Annotated in this window: 15 protein-coding genes and 2 rRNA genes (1 of these 17 running past the window's edge); 8 read left to right on the forward strand and 9 right to left on the reverse strand. The window is 63.6% G+C overall.

All coding sequences use genetic code 11. The features are described from left to right. Positions 1–169 precede the first annotated feature (169 nt). Both ACWPW1_RS17505 and mnmC read left to right on the forward strand, forming a co-directional pair. Entirely contained in the window at positions 170–385 is a 216-nt protein-coding gene (locus ACWPW1_RS17505; protein ID WP_059315913.1) for a DUF6316 family protein, read from the forward strand. A gap of 55 nt (positions 386–440) precedes the next feature. Continuing rightward, positions 441–2,378: a bifunctional tRNA (5-methylaminomethyl-2-thiouridine)(34)-methyltransferase MnmD/FAD-dependent 5-carboxymethylaminomethyl-2-thiouridine(34) oxidoreductase MnmC gene (mnmC, locus tag ACWPW1_RS17510; protein WP_454253552.1), complete on the forward strand. Its 1,938-nt coding sequence runs from the start codon at positions 441–443 to the stop codon at positions 2,376–2,378. Here the strand turns inward: mnmC and ACWPW1_RS17515 are convergent. After that, on the reverse strand, positions 2,375–3,208 hold the full coding sequence (locus tag ACWPW1_RS17515) for an aldo/keto reductase (protein WP_059315914.1): 834 nt from the start codon (positions 3,206–3,208) through the stop codon (positions 2,375–2,377). The genes mnmC and ACWPW1_RS17515 overlap by 4 nt on opposite strands. 168 nt (positions 3,209–3,376) lie before the next feature. Here ACWPW1_RS17515 and ACWPW1_RS17520 point away from each other — a divergent pair, with 168 nt between their 5' ends. Then, positions 3,377–4,360: a DctP family TRAP transporter solute-binding subunit gene (locus ACWPW1_RS17520; protein WP_454253553.1), complete on the forward strand. Its 984-nt coding sequence runs from the start codon at positions 3,377–3,379 to the stop codon at positions 4,358–4,360. On the opposite strand, the gene ACWPW1_RS17525 is transcribed toward ACWPW1_RS17520, so the two are convergent. Beyond that, positions 4,357–4,668, reverse strand: coding sequence for a hypothetical protein (locus ACWPW1_RS17525; RefSeq protein ID WP_454253554.1), 312 nt, complete (start codon positions 4,666–4,668; stop codon positions 4,357–4,359). The genes ACWPW1_RS17520 and ACWPW1_RS17525 overlap by 4 nt on opposite strands. On the opposite strand from ACWPW1_RS17525, the gene ACWPW1_RS17530 reads away from it, so the two are divergent. Continuing rightward, a complete protein-coding gene (locus ACWPW1_RS17530; RefSeq protein WP_454253555.1) occupies positions 4,667–5,776 on the forward strand; it encodes an alpha/beta hydrolase in 1,110 nt (369 codons plus the stop codon). The genes ACWPW1_RS17525 and ACWPW1_RS17530 overlap by 2 nt on opposite strands. A 52-nt stretch (positions 5,777–5,828) precedes the next feature. On the opposite strand, the gene ACWPW1_RS17535 is transcribed toward ACWPW1_RS17530, so the two are convergent. The 5 genes from ACWPW1_RS17535 to ACWPW1_RS17555 form a co-directional block, all read right to left on the reverse strand. Further along, positions 5,829–6,266: an HhH-GDP family DNA glycosylase gene (locus ACWPW1_RS17535; RefSeq protein WP_059315916.1), complete on the reverse strand. Its 438-nt coding sequence runs from the start codon at positions 6,264–6,266 to the stop codon at positions 5,829–5,831. Between the two features lie 78 nt (positions 6,267–6,344). Next, positions 6,345–6,773, reverse strand: coding sequence for a globin domain-containing protein (locus ACWPW1_RS17540; RefSeq protein WP_434774866.1), 429 nt, complete (start codon positions 6,771–6,773; stop codon positions 6,345–6,347). After that, entirely contained in the window at positions 6,773–7,624 is an 852-nt protein-coding gene (locus tag ACWPW1_RS17545) for a DUF3034 family protein (RefSeq protein WP_454253556.1), read from the reverse strand. Before ACWPW1_RS17545 ends, ACWPW1_RS17540 begins: the two co-directional genes overlap by 1 nt. Next, positions 7,621–9,939, reverse strand: coding sequence for a putative bifunctional diguanylate cyclase/phosphodiesterase (locus tag ACWPW1_RS17550; protein ID WP_454253557.1), 2,319 nt, complete (start codon positions 9,937–9,939; stop codon positions 7,621–7,623). Before ACWPW1_RS17550 ends, ACWPW1_RS17545 begins: the two co-directional genes overlap by 4 nt. After that, positions 9,923–10,588, reverse strand: a complete 666-nt coding sequence (locus ACWPW1_RS17555) for a methylamine utilization protein (protein ID WP_454253558.1) — start codon at positions 10,586–10,588, stop codon at positions 9,923–9,925. Before ACWPW1_RS17555 ends, ACWPW1_RS17550 begins: the two co-directional genes overlap by 17 nt. Before the next feature lie 228 nt (positions 10,589–10,816). On the opposite strand from ACWPW1_RS17555, the gene lon reads away from it, so the two are divergent. The 4 genes from lon (at position 10,817) to cmoB (ending at position 15,427) form a co-directional block, all read left to right on the forward strand. After that, the gene (gene lon / locus ACWPW1_RS17560) at positions 10,817–13,207 is read left to right on the forward strand and encodes an endopeptidase La (protein ID WP_434774869.1); all 2,391 of its coding nucleotides are present in this window, start codon (positions 10,817–10,819) and stop codon (positions 13,205–13,207) included. 61 nt (positions 13,208–13,268) lie between these two features. After that, positions 13,269–13,661: a protease inhibitor I42 family protein gene (locus tag ACWPW1_RS17565; RefSeq protein WP_059315921.1), complete on the forward strand. Its 393-nt coding sequence runs from the start codon at positions 13,269–13,271 to the stop codon at positions 13,659–13,661. A 63-nt stretch (positions 13,662–13,724) separates the two neighbouring features. Continuing rightward, positions 13,725–14,462, forward strand: a complete 738-nt coding sequence (gene cmoA, locus ACWPW1_RS17570) for a carboxy-S-adenosyl-L-methionine synthase CmoA (protein ID WP_454253559.1) — start codon at positions 13,725–13,727, stop codon at positions 14,460–14,462. Continuing rightward, entirely contained in the window at positions 14,459–15,427 is a 969-nt protein-coding gene (cmoB, locus tag ACWPW1_RS17575) for a tRNA 5-methoxyuridine(34)/uridine 5-oxyacetic acid(34) synthase CmoB (protein WP_454253560.1), read from the forward strand. The genes cmoA and cmoB overlap by 4 nt, the downstream gene beginning before the upstream one ends. Before the next feature lie 478 nt (positions 15,428–15,905). Here cmoB and rrf read toward each other — a convergent pair. Both rrf and ACWPW1_RS17585 read right to left on the reverse strand, forming a co-directional pair. After that, a 5S ribosomal RNA gene (gene rrf / locus ACWPW1_RS17580) occupies positions 15,906–16,021 on the reverse strand. 159 nt (positions 16,022–16,180) lie between these two features. Next, a 23S ribosomal RNA gene (locus ACWPW1_RS17585) occupies positions 16,181–17,971 on the reverse strand (it continues 1,102 nt past the right edge of the window).

Consider the following 17,971-nt stretch of genomic DNA (forward strand, 5'->3'; position numbering starts at 1 on the left):
GGTCCTGTGCCGCGTGACCACTCTCACAATTTCGGCGGGCTTTTTCCACCCAAGCGCAGCGGCCGCTAGGGTGCTACACCTAAGGAAGACCAACGGACAGGAAATCGGCCGAGCGGGGCAACCCGCAGCGCTCGGCATGGTCTGTTGGCAAGACGAGGAGGAGATTCTCATGTTCGGCAAACGCAATGACGACCCCGGTGCCAGCACCCATTTCCGTAGCGAGCGCGTCAGCGTGGTCAACGGTCAGTTCTTCTTCACCACCCGCGAGGGCACCCTGGAAGGCCCCTTCTTCAGCCGCGAAGAAGCCCTCAACCAGATCGACCGCTATGTCGAGCGGCTGCAAACCGCGCAGGGCCTGATGCGCCAATCCGTCAGCAACGTCTGACCGGCTGTCTCTGATCCATTAGACTGCGCGCCCTGAATTCCAGGCCGCGCCGCTCATGACCGATTTCCAGCACGCCCAGCTCGACTGGGATGCCTCCGGGCAACCCCTCTCCCGCGCCTATGGCGATGTCTATTTCTCCCGCGCCAGCGGCCTGGAAGAGACCCGCTACGTCTTCCTGCAGCAGAATCGGCTGCCCGAGCGCTTCACGGCGCTGTCGGCGGGCGACGTCTTCACCATCGGCGAGACGGGCTTCGGCACCGGCCTCAACTTTCTGTGCGCCTGGCAGCTGTTCGAGGCCCTGGCACCCCAGGGTGCGCGCCTACATTTCGTCAGTGTCGAGCGCTTTCCGCTGACCGCCGCCGATCTCGCCCAGGCGCTGACCCTCTGGCCGGAACTGGCCGCCTACAGCACGGCGCTGCAGCAGCAGTACCAGGCCATCCACCCGGGCTTTCAGCGACTGATTCTGGGCAACGGCCGTATCACCCTCACCCTGCTGATCGGTGATGTGCTGGAGCGCCTGCCCGAGCTGGATGCCCGTTGTGACGCCTGGTTCCTGGATGGCTTCGCTCCAGCGAAGAATCCCGAAATGTGGACGCCTGCGCTGTTCGCCGAGCTGGCGCGCCTGTCCCATCCCGGCACCACCCTGGCCACCTTCACCTGTGCCGGCTTCGTCCGTCGAGGCCTCAACGAAGCTGGCTTCGCCATGGCCAAGGTGCCGGGTTTCGGCCACAAGCGGGAGATGCTGGCCGGCGCGCTGGAGCGTCCTGCCATCGGCGCGAGCGTTCCCTGGTATGGGCGTCCGCCGCGGTGCCACGGTCCGCGAACGGCGATCGTGATAGGCGCGGGACTCGCCGGGTGTGCCACCGCGGCCAGCCTTGCCCGCCGCGGCTGGCAGGTCAGGGTCATCGAGCGCCACGGGGCGCCCGCGCAGGAGGCCTCCGGCAATCCCCAGGGCGTGCTCTATCTCAAGCTGTCGGCCCATGACACCCCGCTCAGCCGGCTGATCCTGGACGGGTTCGGCCTGACCCTGCGCGAGCTGCAGGCCCTGCCGCCAGGAGCGGCCTGGTCGCCCTGTGGGGTGTTGCAACTGGCGCTGACCGCCAAGGATGCCCAGCGCCAGGCCCAGTTGGCGGCGCACTTTCCCGGCGATCTGCTGCAACCGCTGGACCGCGACGCCGCCAGCGCCCGTGCGGGGATCAGCCTGACAGCAGGCGGCCTGTTCTTTCCAGAAGGCGGCTGGGTCCATCCACCGGCGCTGTGCGCGCACTGGCTGGCGCATCCCAACATCGAGCTGATTACCGGGACCGTCGTGACCGCGTTGCAGCAAACCGCGACCGGTTGGCAGGTAGTCACTGATCGTGCGGGCCTGCAGGCGACGGTCGTGGTGGTGGCCAGTGCCGCCCAGGCCAAGACGCTGCTACCCGAACTGCCGCTCAAGGCGATTCGCGGACAGCTGTCCAATCTGCCGGAAACCCCAGCCAGTCAAGCGCTGGCGACCGTGGTGTGTGGCGAAGGCTATCTTGCCCCGGCGCGTGAAGGCCGCCACTGTCTGGGCGCCAGCTTCGTCTTCGATCGCGACGACACCGAGCCCAGTCAGGCGGAGCACCTCAGCAACCTGCAACTGCTCGCCGAGCTGTCGCCGGAACTGGCAGCCAGTCATGAAGCGCACGCGCTGGAAGGCCGCGTCGCTTTCCGCTGCACGTCGCCAGACTACCTACCCCTGGTGGGCCCGGTCGTGGACGAAGCGCTTTTCACCCAGCGATACCAGGCACTGGCCTACGATGCCCGCCAGGTACCCGAGCAGGCGGCTCCCTGGCGCGCGGGCCTCTATCTCAATCTGGCCCACGGCTCGCGCGGTCTGGTCACCACGCCACTGGCCGCCGAACTGCTGGCGGCCTGGCTGGACGACGAACCCCTGCCCGTGGCACGGCGGGTGGCCGAAGCCTGCCACCCCAATCGCTTTCCCCTGCGTCGGCTGATCCGCGGCGGCTAGATGATCGCCAGCGGCGTCTTGCTCTGAGGTGGCGGGAAGGCACCATCGAGCAGCGCTAGATCGTCATCAGTCAGACGCAGATCCAGGGCGCGGGCGTTTTCCTCAAGGTGACCGGCATCGCCCGCCTTGGGAATGGCGATCACCCCCGGTTGGCGCAACACCCAGGCCAGGGCGATCTGCGCAGGCGTGGCCTGGTGTCGCTCCGCCAGGGTGGCCAACGTAGGATGGCGCAGGAGGTCACCGCCCTGCCCCAGCGGACAATAGGCCATCACCGGCATCTGCTGACGTTGGCACCAGGGCAGCAGGTCATGCTCGATGCCGCGCTGTTCCAGGTTGTAGAGCACCTGGTTGGCGCTGCAACGGTCGTCGCCCAGCTCCAGCATGTCGCTGGTATCGAGATTGGAAACACCCCAGTGGCGGATCTTGCCTTCGTCGCGCAGCTTCTCCAGCGCCATCACCGTCTCGATCAGCGGCACCTGACCACGCCAGTGCAGCAGATAGAGATCGATGACATCGGTGCCCAGCCGCTTGAGGCTACGCTCGCAGGCCAACGGTACCCCTGCCTCGGTGGCGTTCTTGGGATAGAACTTGCTGACCAGGAAGACCTCGTCACGCCGCCCGGCAATGGCCTCGCCGACCAGTTCTTCGGCGCGGCCTTCGCCATACATTTCAGCGGTGTCGATCAGGGTGAGCCCCAGGTCCAGGCCCTGACGCAGGGCGCTGACCTCCTGACGATGCAGGTCGGCGTTCTCGCCCATGCGCCAGGTACCCTGTCCCAGCGCCGGAACGGTAGTGCCATCGGGCAAACGAACGGTTTGAGCGGTATTCATGGACGCATCCTTCTTATGGGTGTGCCTTGTTGGAACGTCAGCGCGCCGCCGATTCTCCCGGTCATCCGCCAAACGGCAGCCAGAGGCTTCCCACAGGCCCTGCGACCCGACGTCGCACTGGTAAAGTACGCCCCGACAAGGAATCCAAAACAGCCTCCAGGAGCTCTCATGAAGTCGTCTATCCTGGGCCTCTGCGCCCTGCTTTCCGTTGCCCTGCCCCTGACGGCCGCTCAGGCCGACGTCATCACCCTGAGGTTTTCCCACGTGGTAGCGCCGGACACGCCCAAGGGCAAGGGCGCCCTGCTGCTCCAGCAGCTGGTGGCGCAGCGCCTCGCCGGTCAGGTACAGCTGGAGGTGATGCCCAGCGGCACCGCCTTCACCGATGCCAACGAACTGCAGGCCCTGCAGGACGGCAAGGTGGACATCCTGGCACCGGCGATCAGCAAGCTCACCGACCTCAGCCCCAAGCTCAAGTTGTTCGACCTGCCCTTCCTCTTCGAGAGCCGTGCCGCCCTCGACCACTTCCAGTCCCGGCCCAGCGGTCGGCAACTGCTGCTGAGCCTGGAACCAAGCGGCATCATTGGCCTGGCCTATTGGCCCAACGGCCTCAAGCAGTTGTCGGCGCGCAAGCCACTGCGTGAACCCGGTGATGCCAAGGGCCTAGTGTTCCGCACCCAGAATTCCGATGTGCTGCAGAGCCAGTTCGAGGCGCTCGGCGCCACGGCGGTCAAGCTGCCTTTCAACCAGACCCCAAAGGCAATGGCCAGCGGCACCGTCAACGCCACCGAGAACACCTGGTCCAACTACTGGAGCCAGCGCCTCGATCAGCAGCAGCGCTATTTCACCGAAAGCAACCATGGTGCTCTGGACTACATGCTGATCGTCAAGGCCGACCGCTGGCGTACCCTGCCCTTCGCCGTGCGCAGCGCCCTGGAAGAAATCATCGACCAGGTGACCTTCGAAGTGAAGAAGCAATCCGAGGCGGAAAACCAGCGTGATCGCGCGCGCCTGGTCGCCGCCGGCAGCAGCGAGATCTTGACCCTCACCCCCGAGCAGCGGGCGCGCTGGCGCGAGGCCATGCGCCCGGTCTGGCAGCACTACGAAGGTGAGATCGGCGCCTCGCTGATCAAGGCAGCGGAAAGCTCGAACTAGAATCGCTGCTGCGGTGGCTCCGCCCAACGGCGCAGCGACACGGTACCCGGTTCACGGCATTGCAGGTCGCGAAAGGGCCCCGCTACCTTGATCCAACCCGGACCCGGCGGGGTCTGGGTGCAGAATTCCTGATTGTCCGTGGTGCTGCGCCAGCGCCAGTAGGCAGCAGGCCCGGCCAGGATGTCCGTCGCCAGCAGTCCCAGCAGCGCGATGGCCAGTGTCTTGCCAGCATTCCGCCGGAACCTCTCGCGCGCTAACCCTGTCGGTTTAGAGGTAAGCCTCTCGAATTCGCACAGGATTTCCGCCATGCCGCTTTCCGTCTTGCGTAGCAAACCTACCCTCCTCGCCCTGGCCCTGGTGGGCGCTGGCATCGCCCTGGCCGGCTGCGCCCGTGATCCGGATAAACGTTCGCTGGGTGCCGAGGCGGTCAGCAATGCCAAGAGCATGGCACGTACCGATGCCGACATGCAGAAGGTACTGAACAAGTACGCCAGCTTCGATCCCAAGGCGATCGAAAAGCTGACCGCTCAGCAGGCCCGGCAACAGCCTACCATCGCCGATGCCGTCAAAGGCGTCCTGCAGGACGAAGGCCGACCCACCCAGGCCGAGGCACTGGTGCCTGGCGTGACCAGCGTCGACCGTGCCGTGGACGGCGCTGCTGGCGTGCTGCCCGCTCGCATCTACACCCCTGAAGGTCAGGGCCCCTTCCCGGTCATCCTCTATTTCCACGGTGGCGGCTGGGTCTTCGCTGACCGTAACGTCTACGATGCTGGCGCCCGCGGCCTGGCCAAGCAGGCCAATGCCATCGTGGTCTCGGTGGACTATCGCCAGGCCCCGGAATACAAGTTTCCTGCCGCTCACGATGATGCCCTGGCGGCCTATCGCTGGGTGACCACCCACGCCGGCTCGCTCAATGGCGATCCCCAGCGCCTGGCGCTGGCGGGCGAAAGCGCTGGCGGCAACCTGGCGGTGGCGACCGCTGTCGCCGCACGCAAAGCCGGTCTCACCGCGCCCAAGCACGTGCTGTCGGTCTATCCGGTGGCCCAGACCAACACCCATACCCAATCCTACGAGCAGTACGACGACGCCAAGCCGCTCAATCGCCCCATGATGCTGTGGTTCATCGATAAGGTGACCCGGTCGTCCGATGACCTCAAGGACCCGCGCCTGGACCTGACCAAGGCCGATCTCAACGGGCTGCCGCCGGTCACCATCGTCAACGCCGAGATCGACCCCCTGCGTGATGACGGTGGCTTCCTGGAAACCGCCCTGCGCCAGGCCGGAGTCCAGGTGGAGCGCAAGGTCTATCCAGGCGTCACCCACGAGTTCTTTGGTACCGCTGCGGTCGTGCAGAAGGCCAAGGACGCCCAGGCCTATGCCGGCAGCCGACTCAAGGCCGACCTGGATAAAAAATAGCGCTGACCTGCTCGTCTCGACCACCGCCGGCCCCTGTGCCGGCGGTGTACCTTCAGCCGGGAAACAGCAAGGGGCCCGCCTCGCGCATGAAGATCTCGCAGGTCTTGGGGCCTACGCCCTTCAGTGTCTGTAGGCGTCGCTCGAAATCTTTACGGTCAGCACTGGCATCACGCAGCCGAGCGAAGCTGCCGCCATGTTCCTCTTGCAACCAATGGCAGGCGTCCAGCAAGCGCGTCGCGGTGCTCTCGTCATAACGCCGGTAGTGACCTTCTCCCAGATAGTTGACCAGTTGCTGCCAGCTCAGGTTGAGCAGCTTGCGCGGTGTATCGCGGCCGTATTTGCGATAGAGCACTGACCACGCCTGGGCGGCGATGCTCTGGGAAATGCGCTTGCCGAACAGATAGCTCGCCAGAAACCAGCCGAAGAACGCCTGTTCATCGTCAGCGGTGAGGGTCAGGCCGAGGTCGGCCGCCGAAGTCGTCTTGCTCAAGAAGCATCCCTCCCGAGGGTGTATAGCCTAGGGAGGACTCCGATCAGGCCTGGTTCGAAACCGGCGACGACTGGCAGGCTACTGGCGAATCACCTGGCCGCGCTGCGGCGCGAGTCGCGCCAGCAGGGCATTCTGTGCCCGCTCCGCAATACCCTCGTGCCGCATGGCCAGCTGCAGGTCTTCCACCAGCGCATTGAAGTCGGCTGGTTGCAGATTCAGCCCTTTATGACTTTCCGCCATGCTTGCCCCGGTATAGCGACAGGGCCCGCCAGCGTCAGCGCAGAATTTCTGGATCAGCTGGCCACGCAGCCGGGCGATGTCGACCCGGACGAAGTAGTGCCGGATTCGGTCATCACGCGCCACATTGAGCAGCATCCCCTCGACGATCCGAGTGATGCCCGGTTGGCCGCCCAGCTCCTGATAGAGCCGATCACCTGAGGGTTGCTGGGGCGTGCACCCCAGCAGCGTCAGCAGCAGGGCCAGCAGTGCCAAGGGGCTCGCCTTCATCAGTAGCTCCCCTGCAGCGACAGATAGAGACCCTGCTGACGGTCGAGGGTGGCGATCTCGCCCAACCAGGCGTAGGCCAGCACCACCGATAGATGCTTGTTGGGGAAGTAACCGACGAAGGTATCCACCCAGTCGCTCTCCCCGGTGAAAGACAGATTGTGCGGCTTCTGGCGATATTCCGCCCCAGCCGCCCAGCGCGGATTGAAGAACACCGCGGCCGAGCCTTCCTTGAGCCACTGACGATGATCGTTGCGATCGCCACCGAAGCCCAGCAGGCCCATCTCGTTGGCGCGGCTGTATCTGAGTCCGGCATTGACCAGCAGGTTGTAGCCGAAGGCACCGCCCAGAAACAGCCGGCTGGCGCCCAGGTAGCCTTCGACGTCGCTGTCGCGGCGGGCACCCACCGCGGCAGGAATGGCGAAATCGCGCTGGTGCTTGTACTGGATGCCCAGCGCCACCTGTGGCAACCGGTCATAGATCAGGTCACCGGCGAGACGCACCTTGGCGCCGACGACGTCCTGGCTGAGGCTGTCCTCGGCAAGGTTCAGGCGCCGGCGCAGGGTCGGCATCTCCAGTCGCTGCCGCGCGTAGGACAGTTCCACTCGATTGTCGTAGGCCACCGCTGCGCCCGCCACATCCAGGCGGTAGTCACCGGTCCAGACCCGCGTGGCGAAGGCCGTCGCGCCGGGCTGACCGCTTTCCCCATAGCCATCAATCACCGCCCAGGGGGTAATGCCACCGCCTGCCGCGCCTTCCAGACTGCTGGCCCCGCCGGTGGCCAGCAACTTGCCGCCATCGGCCTGTGCCCCCGCGGCCAGCAGCAACAAGCCAACGCCCCAGGCACGGGTCACGAGAGCAGCTCCGCCGCCGGTACGCTTTGCCGCTCCATCCAGGCTTCGAACTCCGCGGCCGGCACCGGGCGGCTGATGTAGTAGCCCTGAATCACATCGCACCCCCAGTTGCGCAACAGGGCCAGCGCCTGCGCCTCTTCGACGCCCTCGGCAACCACCTCCAGGCCCAGGTTGTGGCCCATTTCGATGGTCGAGCGGACGATGACGGCATCGTCGTTGTCCGGCGCCAGTTCCTTCACGAAGGACTGGTCGATCTTCAATTCGTCCACCGGCAGCCGCTTGAGGTGAGCCAGGGATGCCTGGCCGGTCCCGTAGTCGTCCACCGACAGCCTTATGCCCAGGATGGACAGCCGGGTGAGCAAGGCGATGGCAGCCTCGGGATCGGCCATGATGGCGCTCTCGGTGATCTCGAAGGTCAGTTGCCGCGCCGAGACGCCGGCGTCATCCAGCCAGCCGATCACCCGCTCGGGCAGGCGATTATCGGCGAGGTCGACGGCGGAAACGTTCAACGACACCTTCACCTCGCGTCCCTGGGTCTGCCAGAGCGCCAGCTGCCGGATCGCCGCCTGGATCACCCAGCGGGTGAGGCCGGCCATGCTGCCGCTCCGCTCGGCCAGGGGAATGAACTCGCCCGGCGAGACCATGCCCAGCTCGGCATGGCGCCAGCGCAGCAGGACCTCGGCTTGATAGGGGCCGCTGCCATGCAGGGCGATCTTGGGTTGGAACACCAGCATCAATTCGCCCCGCTCGCCCGCCAGCGGCAGATCGTGTACCAGCTGCAGCCGTCGCTGCTGGGCCGCATCCCGACCTTCATCATAGACCCGCAGGCGATCCGGCATCTGGCCGGCATCGAGCATGGCGCTGCGCGCCCGCTCGATCAGCTGGGTCGGGTCGTCACTGTGGCGCGGATACTCGGCGAGGCCGATGCGGCAACTGAGGCGGAACAGCTGCCCTTCCCACTCGATAGGCTCCGCCAGCGACAGCCGCAGTTGCTCAGCGAGTCCCACTGCGCCCTCCAGCCCCATGCGGCAGACCTGAACGAGAAACTCGTCGCCCACCGGGCGCGACACGCAGCCACGACCAGCCAGCAGGACCTGCGCCCGTTCGGCTACCATCCTGAGAATCCGGTCGCCACCGGCCACCCCGGCGGACTCGTTGATCGCCTGGAAGCCGTCCAGCCCCAGGTACAGCAGCGACACCTGGGACTGGCTAGCGATGAAGACCCGCAGCCGTTCCTCGGCTAGGATGCGATTCGGCAGCCCGGTCAGGGCATCGTGCAGGGCGTTGTGCTTGAGTCGCTGCTCACGCTCGGCGATCCCCTGGCGCATGTCCTCGAGCACCTGCGCCAGCTGGCCGAATTCGTCCTGCCGCTGTACATCCACCTTGACCCCATAGTCGCCCTGGCCGATCCGCCAGGACACCACGGACAGCTGACGCAGCGGCTGGACCAGATTGCGAGCCAGCCACAGCGCGCCCAGCAGGGCCGCCAGCAGCGCCCCGCAGGCGATCAGCGCAAGCTGCCTGAGCAGGGGTTCGAACTCGGCCAGGGACACGTCGAGGGAACGTAGCAGATAGACGTAGACCGGGCTGTCGCCGGTACCCAGGGTCAGGCGCTTGATCTGATAGAGCCGACCGCCCAGCGTCATCTGCCAGGTATCGCCCGCCTTGGTTGAACTCGTCAGCTCCTTCACCAGCAACCGCCCCTGCTCGTCCGGCAGCGTGCTGGCCATGATCGTAGCTTCGCCAAGAAAGACCACGTCCAGGTTGATCAGCGAGCGAAACTCCCGGGCCATGGCCTGATCCATGACGAAACTCATCACCACCTGGGCGATGGGCAGCGGCGCCCGCACCGGAACGGTGACCCGCAATTGGGGCAAGCCGGTACCTGCCAGCACGCAGCTGCCGTCATTGGCCGCCGGCGCCGACGCGGGCAGACGCTCGCCCTCGCTATGGGCCGCGACGGTGCTGGCGATCAGTCGACCGTCCATATCCAGCAGATAGGTATCGCCCGCGCCGACCCGCGCGCCATGGTTGGCCAGCACCGACCTCAGGGTCGGCACATCGCCATTGGCCACCGCATCGCGAAAGCCGAAGTCGGCGGCGAGCACGCGCACGGCATCGTTCAGCCGGCGGCAACGACCGTCCAGCACCTGGCGGAACACCCGGGCGCCAGTGTCGAGCTGATCGTAAGACTGACGGATCGCACTGGCCTCGGTGGCGGCCTTGACCGTCAGATAGACCAGGGTGATCACCACCAGCATCAGCAGGAAGAGGCTGCCGGCGATGCGGGTCTGGAAACTATGGATGAGCTTCATCGTGCGCCGCCTTGTGGAAGGCGTCCTCGAATGCAGTGTTTGCCGGTTCCGCGGACTGAGGCTTCGGCTGGACCGCCAGCTGGAGCGCCAGGGTCACGGGCTGGCCCTTCACGTCCAGATCGGGCTGGGCCACTTCCTGCTTGTCACTGAGGTCGGGATGCCAGAGCGCCAGCCGATAATGACCCTCCGGCGCCTCCAGCCGCGCCTGACCCTGACTGTCGGTCACGGCGGAACGTCCCGCAGCGGTCACATAGATGTAGCCCACCATCCAGTCGTGGATGTTGCAGCCGACCACCACCACGCCGGGCTGGTCGAATACCACCGGCGCGCTGGGAATGCCGTGATACAGCGGCAGCTCGAAATGTTTGGGCGAGGAAAAGGAATAGACCTGGTGACGGATATCGTCGGAATTGGGAAAGCTCACCGCCGTCCCGGCAGACACGGCCAAGACATGGGGCACGAAGCGACGATTCTGCTGGTCGATGGCCGCTGGCTGTCGCTCGGGTACCAAGCCCTGCCCTGACAGCATCACCACCGCATCGACCAGGGGCGCGTCCTGGCTATCAGTTACCTGAACCTTGATCTCCGCCGCCTGCGCGGTCCCCAGCCCCAAGGCCAACAATCCCGCCACTACCCGTTGCTTGTTCACCCACTGCTCTCCACCGCGTGACCTTCGGATCTCTCGCCGGCTTCGCGGCGTGACTTCAGCTTTAGCGGCAGTCACGAACGAATCTTTATCGTGGCAGAGCCTTCTCGTTTGCCCGGTCGTCGCACTTCGAGTGGTACCTGGCGGTCAAGAAGGACAGGTCCATGCCTGCGTTGAAAAAGCGGCGCCCTCGCCCCATGTTGGCTTCACATCCAAGCCCAAGGTACGCCAATGAGCGATCAGGACAATCAAGCGGACATCCTCAGCGAAGAAGCCGGCCAGACCGGTCTGGTGCTGCCTGGCCAGAATCTTCCCGACAAGCTCTACGTCATCCCTATCCACAACCGGCCCTTCTTCCCGGCACAGGTCCTGCCGGTCATCGTCAACGAAGAGCCCTGGGCCGAAACCCTGGAGCTGGTGGCTAAGACCGATCACCACTGCCTGGCGCTGTTCTACATGGATCAGCCGCCCGAGGATCCCGAAGGCTTCGATCCCGACCAGCTCCCTCAGCATGGAACCCTAGTACGTATCCACCATGCCACTCGTCAGGACGGCAAGCTGCAGTTCGTCGCCCAGGGGCTGTCGCGGGTACGCATCCGCGGCTGGCTCCGTCGCCAGCGCCCGCCCTATCTGGTGGAAGTCGAACACCTGCGCCCCAACCCCGATCCCAGCGACGAGGTAAAGGCCTACGGCATGGCGCTGATCAACGCCATCAAGGAGCTCTTGCCGCTCAATCCGCTCTACAGCGAAGAGCTGAAGAACTATCTCAACCGCTTCAGTCCCAACGATCCCTCGCCGCTGACCGACTTCGCCGCCGCCCTCACCACTGCCCCGGGCGATGAACTGCAGCAGGTGCTCGATACCGTGCCCATGCTGCAACGCATGGAAAAGGTCCTGCCGCTGCTGCGCAAGGAAGTCGAGGTCGCTCGCCTGCAGAAGGAGCTCTCCGCCGAGGTCAATCGCAAGATCAACGAGCGCCAGCGCGAATTCTTCCTCAAGGAACAGCTCAAGCTGATCCAGCAGGAGCTGGGCATCACCAAGGACGATCGCAGCAGCGATATCGAAAGCTTCCGTCAACGGTTGGAAGGCAAGCTTCTGCCCGAAGCAGCGCAGAAGCGTATCGACGACGAGCTGAACAAGCTGTCCATCCTCGAAACCGGCTCGCCGGAATACGGTGTCACCCGCAACTACCTGGACTGGGCCACCGACCTCCCCTGGGGCGTCCATGGTCAGGACAAGCTCGATCTCAAGCACGCACGCAAGGTGCTGGATCGCCACCATGCCGGGCTCGACGACATCAAGAACCGCATCCTCGAATTTCTCGCCGTGGGTGCCTTCAAGGGTGAAGTAGCCGGTTCCATCGTGCTGCTGGTGGGCCCGCCCGGCGTGGGCAAGACCAGTATCGGCAAATCCATTGCCGAATCCCTGGGCCGCCCCTTCTATCGCTTCAGTGTCGGCGGCATGCGCGACGAGGCGGAGATCAAGGGTCACCGACGCACCTACATCGGCGCCATGCCCGGCAAGCTCGTCCAGGCCCTGCGCGACGTCAAGGTCATGAACCCGGTCATCATGCTCGACGAGATCGACAAGATGGGCCAGAGCTACCAGGGCGATCCGGCCTCGGCACTGCTGGAAACCCTGGATCCGGAACAGAACGTCGACTTCCTCGACCACTACCTGGATCTGCGCCTGGATCTGTCCAAGGTGCTGTTCGTCTGCACCGCCAACACCCTCGACTCGATCCCCGGCCCCCTGCTGGATCGCATGGAGATCATCCGCCTTTCCGGCTACATCGCCGAAGAGAAGCAGGCCATCACCAAGCGCCATCTCTGGCCCAAGCAGCTGGACAAGGCTGGGGTACCCAAGGACCGCCTGACCCTGACCGACAGCGCCCTCAAGGCGCTGGTGGAAGGCTATGCCCGCGAGGCCGGCGTGCGCCAGCTGGAGAAGCAACTGGGCAAGCTGGTGCGCAAGGCGGTGGTCAAGCTCATCGAGGAACCCAAGCTCAAGATCAAGATCGGCGCGTCGGACCTCGAGGACTATCTGGGCAAGCCGCCCTTCCGCAAGGAGCAGCTGCTGTCCGGGGTCGGTGTCATTACCGGCCTGGCCTGGACAAGCATGGGCGGGGCCACCCTACCGATCGAGGCGACGCGCATCCATACGCTGAATCGGGGCTTCAAGCTCACCGGCAAGCTGGGTGATGTCATGAAGGAGTCCGCCGAGATCGCCTATAGCTACGTCACCGCGCATCTCAAGGACTTCAAGGGCGATCCGAACTTCTTCGACCAGGCCTTCGTTCATCTGCATGTCCCTGAAGGCGCTACCCCGAAGGACGGGCCCAGTGCCGGTATCACCATGGCCTCCGCCCTGCTGTCACTGGCCCGCAACCAGGCCCCGAAGAAGAACGTGGCCATGACCGGTGAGCTGACCCTGACCGGCCAGGTGCTGCCCATCGGCGGGGTCCGGGAAAAGGTCATCGCGGCAAGGCGGCAGAAGATCAGCGAGCTGATCCTGCCAGAGCCTAACCGTGGTGACTTCGAGGAGTTGCCGGCCTATCTCAGGGAGGGCCTGACCGTGCACTTCGCTCGCCGCTTCACCGACGTGGCCAAGGTGCTCTTCTAGTCTGACCGTTCGACCTCTTGGGGTATGCTCTGCGTTTTGCCGTCATACCCTGGAGGTTTCCATGTCCCCGCGTCTTCTGTTCTGCAGCTGCCTGTTGCTGGCCGGTTGCAGCAGTACCCAGCCGAGCGGCAACCTGGTTCTCGGAGATGACAGCGACTGCACGCCGCTGGCCATGCATACCGGCCAGGAACTGACCCTGACCCTGCCCAGCGACCCTACCAGCGGCTACCGCTGGGCCATCCTCCAGCGCAGCGACAACCTCAGGCAGCTCGGCCCGGAAGTCTTCCGCGAAAGACGCCAGGACCAGGGCGGCATCGGTAGTGCCGGCCAGTCCCTCTGGCGTTTCCGCGCCGAGAGCGCCGGCAGCGCCCACCTCGAACTCCAGGCCCGCCAACCCTGGGATGCCGAGGCCGAGCCCCAGGCGCGCTTCGACTGCCGCATCGAAATCCGTTAAAGCCGCGTCCCGCACTACCTGCCGGGGGTACAATGCCCCCTTTCGATTTTCCAGGTACCGCCCATGAGCGAAGCCGACCGCCTGTTCGCGTCGCCGCAGCCTCCTGCCGACTTCACTTTCAACGAAGATGTAGTGCGTGTCTTTCCCGACATGATCAAGAGATCCGTGCCGGGCTACCCCACCATCGTCGAAAACCTCGGCGTCATCGCCGCGCGCTTCGCCCAGCCCAACAGCCGTCTCTATGATCTTGGCTGTTCCCTTGGCGCCGTCACCCAGGCACTGCGCCGCCATGTCCGCGTCGAAGGCACCCGCGTGGTAGCCATCGATAATTCCTCCGCCATGGTCACCCGCTGCCGCGAATACCTGAGCGCCCAGGATTCCATGCATGAGGAGTTGCTACCGGTTGAGGTGGTGGAAGCCGACATCCTTGAGGCCCCGCTCGAAGCGGCTTCAGTGATCGCGCTCAACTTCACCCTGCAGTTCATCCCACCGGAACAACGGCTGGACCTGCTCAGCCGCCTGCGTGCCAGCCTGCTGCCCGGTGGCGCCCTGCTGCTGTCGGAAAAGATCCGTTTCCCGGAAGCGCCCAACCAGGAGCTGCTCAATGGCCTGCATCTGGATTTCAAGCGTGCCAATGGCTACAGCGAACTGGAAATCGCCCAGAAACGTACCGCGCTGGAAAACGTCATGCTGACCGACACCCTGGACGAACACCGGGCGCGCCTGCAGGCCGCCGGCTTCGCCACCGTCGTCCCCTGGTTCCAATGCCTCAACTTCACCTCCCTGATCGCCCTGCCATGACCCAACCGGCCTATCTCGCAACACTGCAACAGGCGCTGGCAGATACGCCACTGGCCCCCTGGTCTCGAGACCTCGAAGGCGTCCTTGCCGCCAAATACGCGCGCGGCCATGGCGACCTCCAGCGCTGGCAAGCCGGTGTCGATGCCCTGCCCGACATCAAGGTGGAAGGCGTCGAGCTGCATGAGGCCGTGCGCCTCGATGGCACTCCATCGATGGAGCAACAGCAGGCGCTGCGCGAAGCGCTGCTGCAGCTGCGGCCCTGGCGCAAGGGCCCCTTCAAGTTGTTCGACGTGCACCTGGACACCGAATGGCGTTCGGACTGGAAATGGGACCGGGTCGCCCCCCACCTGGATCTGCAGGGTAAACGTGTCCTGGACGTCGGCAGCGGCAACGGCTACTACCAGTGGCGCATGCTAGGTGCCGGAGCCGGCCTGGTGATAGGTGTCGATCCCAACTGGCTCTTCCACTGCCAATTCCAGACCCTGCGCCGCTATCTACCCGAGCTGCCCACCTGGCACTTGCCGCTGACTCTGGAAGAGCTGCCACCACTGGAAGGTGGCTTCGATACGGTCTTTTCCATGGGCGTGCTCTATCACCGTCGCTCGCCCATCGACCATCTCCTGGACCTGAAGAACTGCCTCGACAGCGGTGGCGAGCTGGTCCTGGAAACCCTGGTCGTCGAAGGCGACGCCACTACCGTCCTGGTGCCCGAGGACCGTTACGCTCAGATGCGCAATGTCTGGTTCCTGCCCTCCGCTGCCGCTCTGCAACTCTGGCTGCAACGCGCCGGCTATCGTGACATACGTCTGGTGGACCTTACCTCGACGACTGTGGACGAACAGCGCTCCACGGAGTGGATGGGCTTCCAGTCGTTACCCGATTTTCTCCATCCCGAGGATCCCAGCCGCACCGTCGAAGGCCTTCCCGCCCCCTTGCGTGCGACCCTCATAGCCCGCAAACCCTGAACGCAAAAAGCCCGGCACATGCCGGGCTTTTTATTGCTCTCTTATTTGATCTCGTAACGCTGCCATAGGTTGGGCGGAGCACAGCGAAGCCCAACATCCAGCTATATGATCGCGGCCATGGCGGTCCGCTGATGCGGCCGCTCCTACGGTATGACTTCCTGTAGGAACGGCCCATGGCCGCGATGGCCATAACAGCCCGGCGCAGCCGGGCTGTCTTTTTGCTTTTGCTCTTGCAGACCTCAAACCGCACCTGATCCAGCAAGCGCCGCTTAAGCCTCAGCTGCACGGCTTCTAGTCCCCCTCTCCCCCTGGGAGAGGATTAGGGTGAGGGCAACCTCAGCCGCATGGCTTACCGGCCTTCCAGCTTCCGCCTGCAGGCCCTTCCGCCCAAGTCCCTTGGCACCCCGCCAAAACTTTTCCCGCCCCAAAGACAACACCCCCGCCAGAATGAACTGAGCGGGGGTGCTGGGTGTTAGGCGCTTGACGATGACCTACTCTCACATGGGGAAACCCCACACTACCATCGGCGATGCATCGTTTCACTTCTGAGTTCGGGAAGGGATCAGGTGGTTCCAATGCTCTATGTTCGTCAAGCAATTCGGTTGGCTGACCAGGCGATGAGGCTGCCTGGCCTGCCCAATTGGGTCTGTGATCGAAGTAGACAATTCGTCTTGGGTCTTGCGAACCCACGCGCCCGTTTTCGGCGTCGTCTTCCTCACGCTCTGACCTGCGGTCAGATTGTTTGGGTGTTATATGGTCAAGCCTCACGGGCAATTAGTATCGGTTAGCTCAACGCCTCACAGCGCTTACACACCCGACCTATCAACGTCGTAGTCTTCGACGGCCCTTTAGGAAGCTCAAGGCTCCAGTGAGATCTCATCTTGAGGCAAGTTTCCCGCTTAGATGCTTTCAGCGGTTATCTCTTCCGAACATAGCTACCCGGCGATGCCACTGGCGTGACAACCGGAACACCAGAGGTTCGTCCACTCCGGTCCTCTCGTACTAGGAGCAGCCCCTCTCAAATCTCAAACGTCCACGGCAGATAGGGACCGAACTGTCTCACGACGTTCTAAACCCAGCTCGCGTACCACTTTAAATGGCGAACAGCCATACCCTTGGGACCGGCTTCAGCCCCAGGATGTGATGAGCCGACATCGAGGTGCCAAACACCGCCGTCGATATGAACTCTTGGGCGGTATCAGCCTGTTATCCCCGGAGTACCTTTTATCCGTTGAGCGATGGCCCTTCCATACAGAACCACCGGATCACTAAGACCTACTTTCGTACCTGCTCGACGTGTCTGTCTCGCAGTCAAGCGCGCTTTTGCCTTTATACTCTACGACCGATTTCCGACCGGTCTGAGCGCACCTTCGTACTCCTCCGTTACTCTTTAGGAGGAGACCGCCCCAGTCAAACTGCCCACCATACACTGTCCTCGATCCGGATAACGGACCAGAGTTAGAACCTCAAGGTTGCCAGGGTGGTATTTCAAGGATGGCTCCACGCAGACTGGCGTCCACGCTTCAAAGCCTCCCACCTATCCTACACAAGCAAGCTCAAAGTCCAGTGCAAAGCTACAGTAAAGGTTCACGGGGTCTTTCCGTCTAGCCGCGGATACACTGCATCTTCACAGCGATTTCAATTTCACTGAGTCTCGGGTGGAGACAGCGCCGCCATCGTTACGCCATTCGTGCAGGTCGGAACTTACCCGACAAGGAATTTCGCTACCTTAGGACCGTTATAGTTACGGCCGCCGTTTACCGGGGCTTCGATCAAGAGCTTCGCTTGCGCTAACCCCATCAATTAACCTTCCGGCACCGGGCAGGCGTCACACCCTATACGTCCACTTTCGTGTTTGCAGAGTGCTGTGTTTTTAATAAACAGTCGCAGCGGCCTGGTATCTTCGACCGGCATGAGCTTACGGGGTAAACCCTTCACTCTCACCGGCGCACCTTCTCCCGAAGTTACGGTGCCATTTTGCCTAGTTCCTTCACCCGAGTTCTCTCAAGCGCCTTGGTATTCTCTACCCGACCACCTGTGTCGGTTTGGGGTACGGTTCCTAGTTACCTGAAGCTTAGAGGCTTTTCCTGGAAGCATGGCATCAACCACTTCTCCTTCTAAAAGAAGGATCGTCATCAGTTCTCGGCCTTAACTGTCCGGATTTACCTAAACAGTCAGCCTACCACCTTAAACTTGGACAACCATCGCCAAGCTGGCCTAGCCTTCTCCGTCCCCCCATCGCAGTAACTAGAAGTACGGGAATATTAACCCGTTTCCCATCGACTACGCCTTTCAGCCTCGCCTTAGGGACCGACTCACCCTGCGTCGATTAACGTTGCGCAGGAACCCTTGGTCTTTCGGCGTGCGAGTTTTTCACTCGCATTGTCGTTACTCATGTCAGCATTCGCACTTCTGATACCTCCAGCAAGCTTCTCAACTCACCTTCACAGGCTTACAGAACGCTCCTCTACCGCATCACCAAAGGTGATACCCGTAGCTTCGGTGCCTGGTTTGAGCCCCGTTACATCTTCCGCGCAGGCCGAC

This window comes from Pseudomonas sp. Marseille-Q7302 (assembly GCF_965111925.1).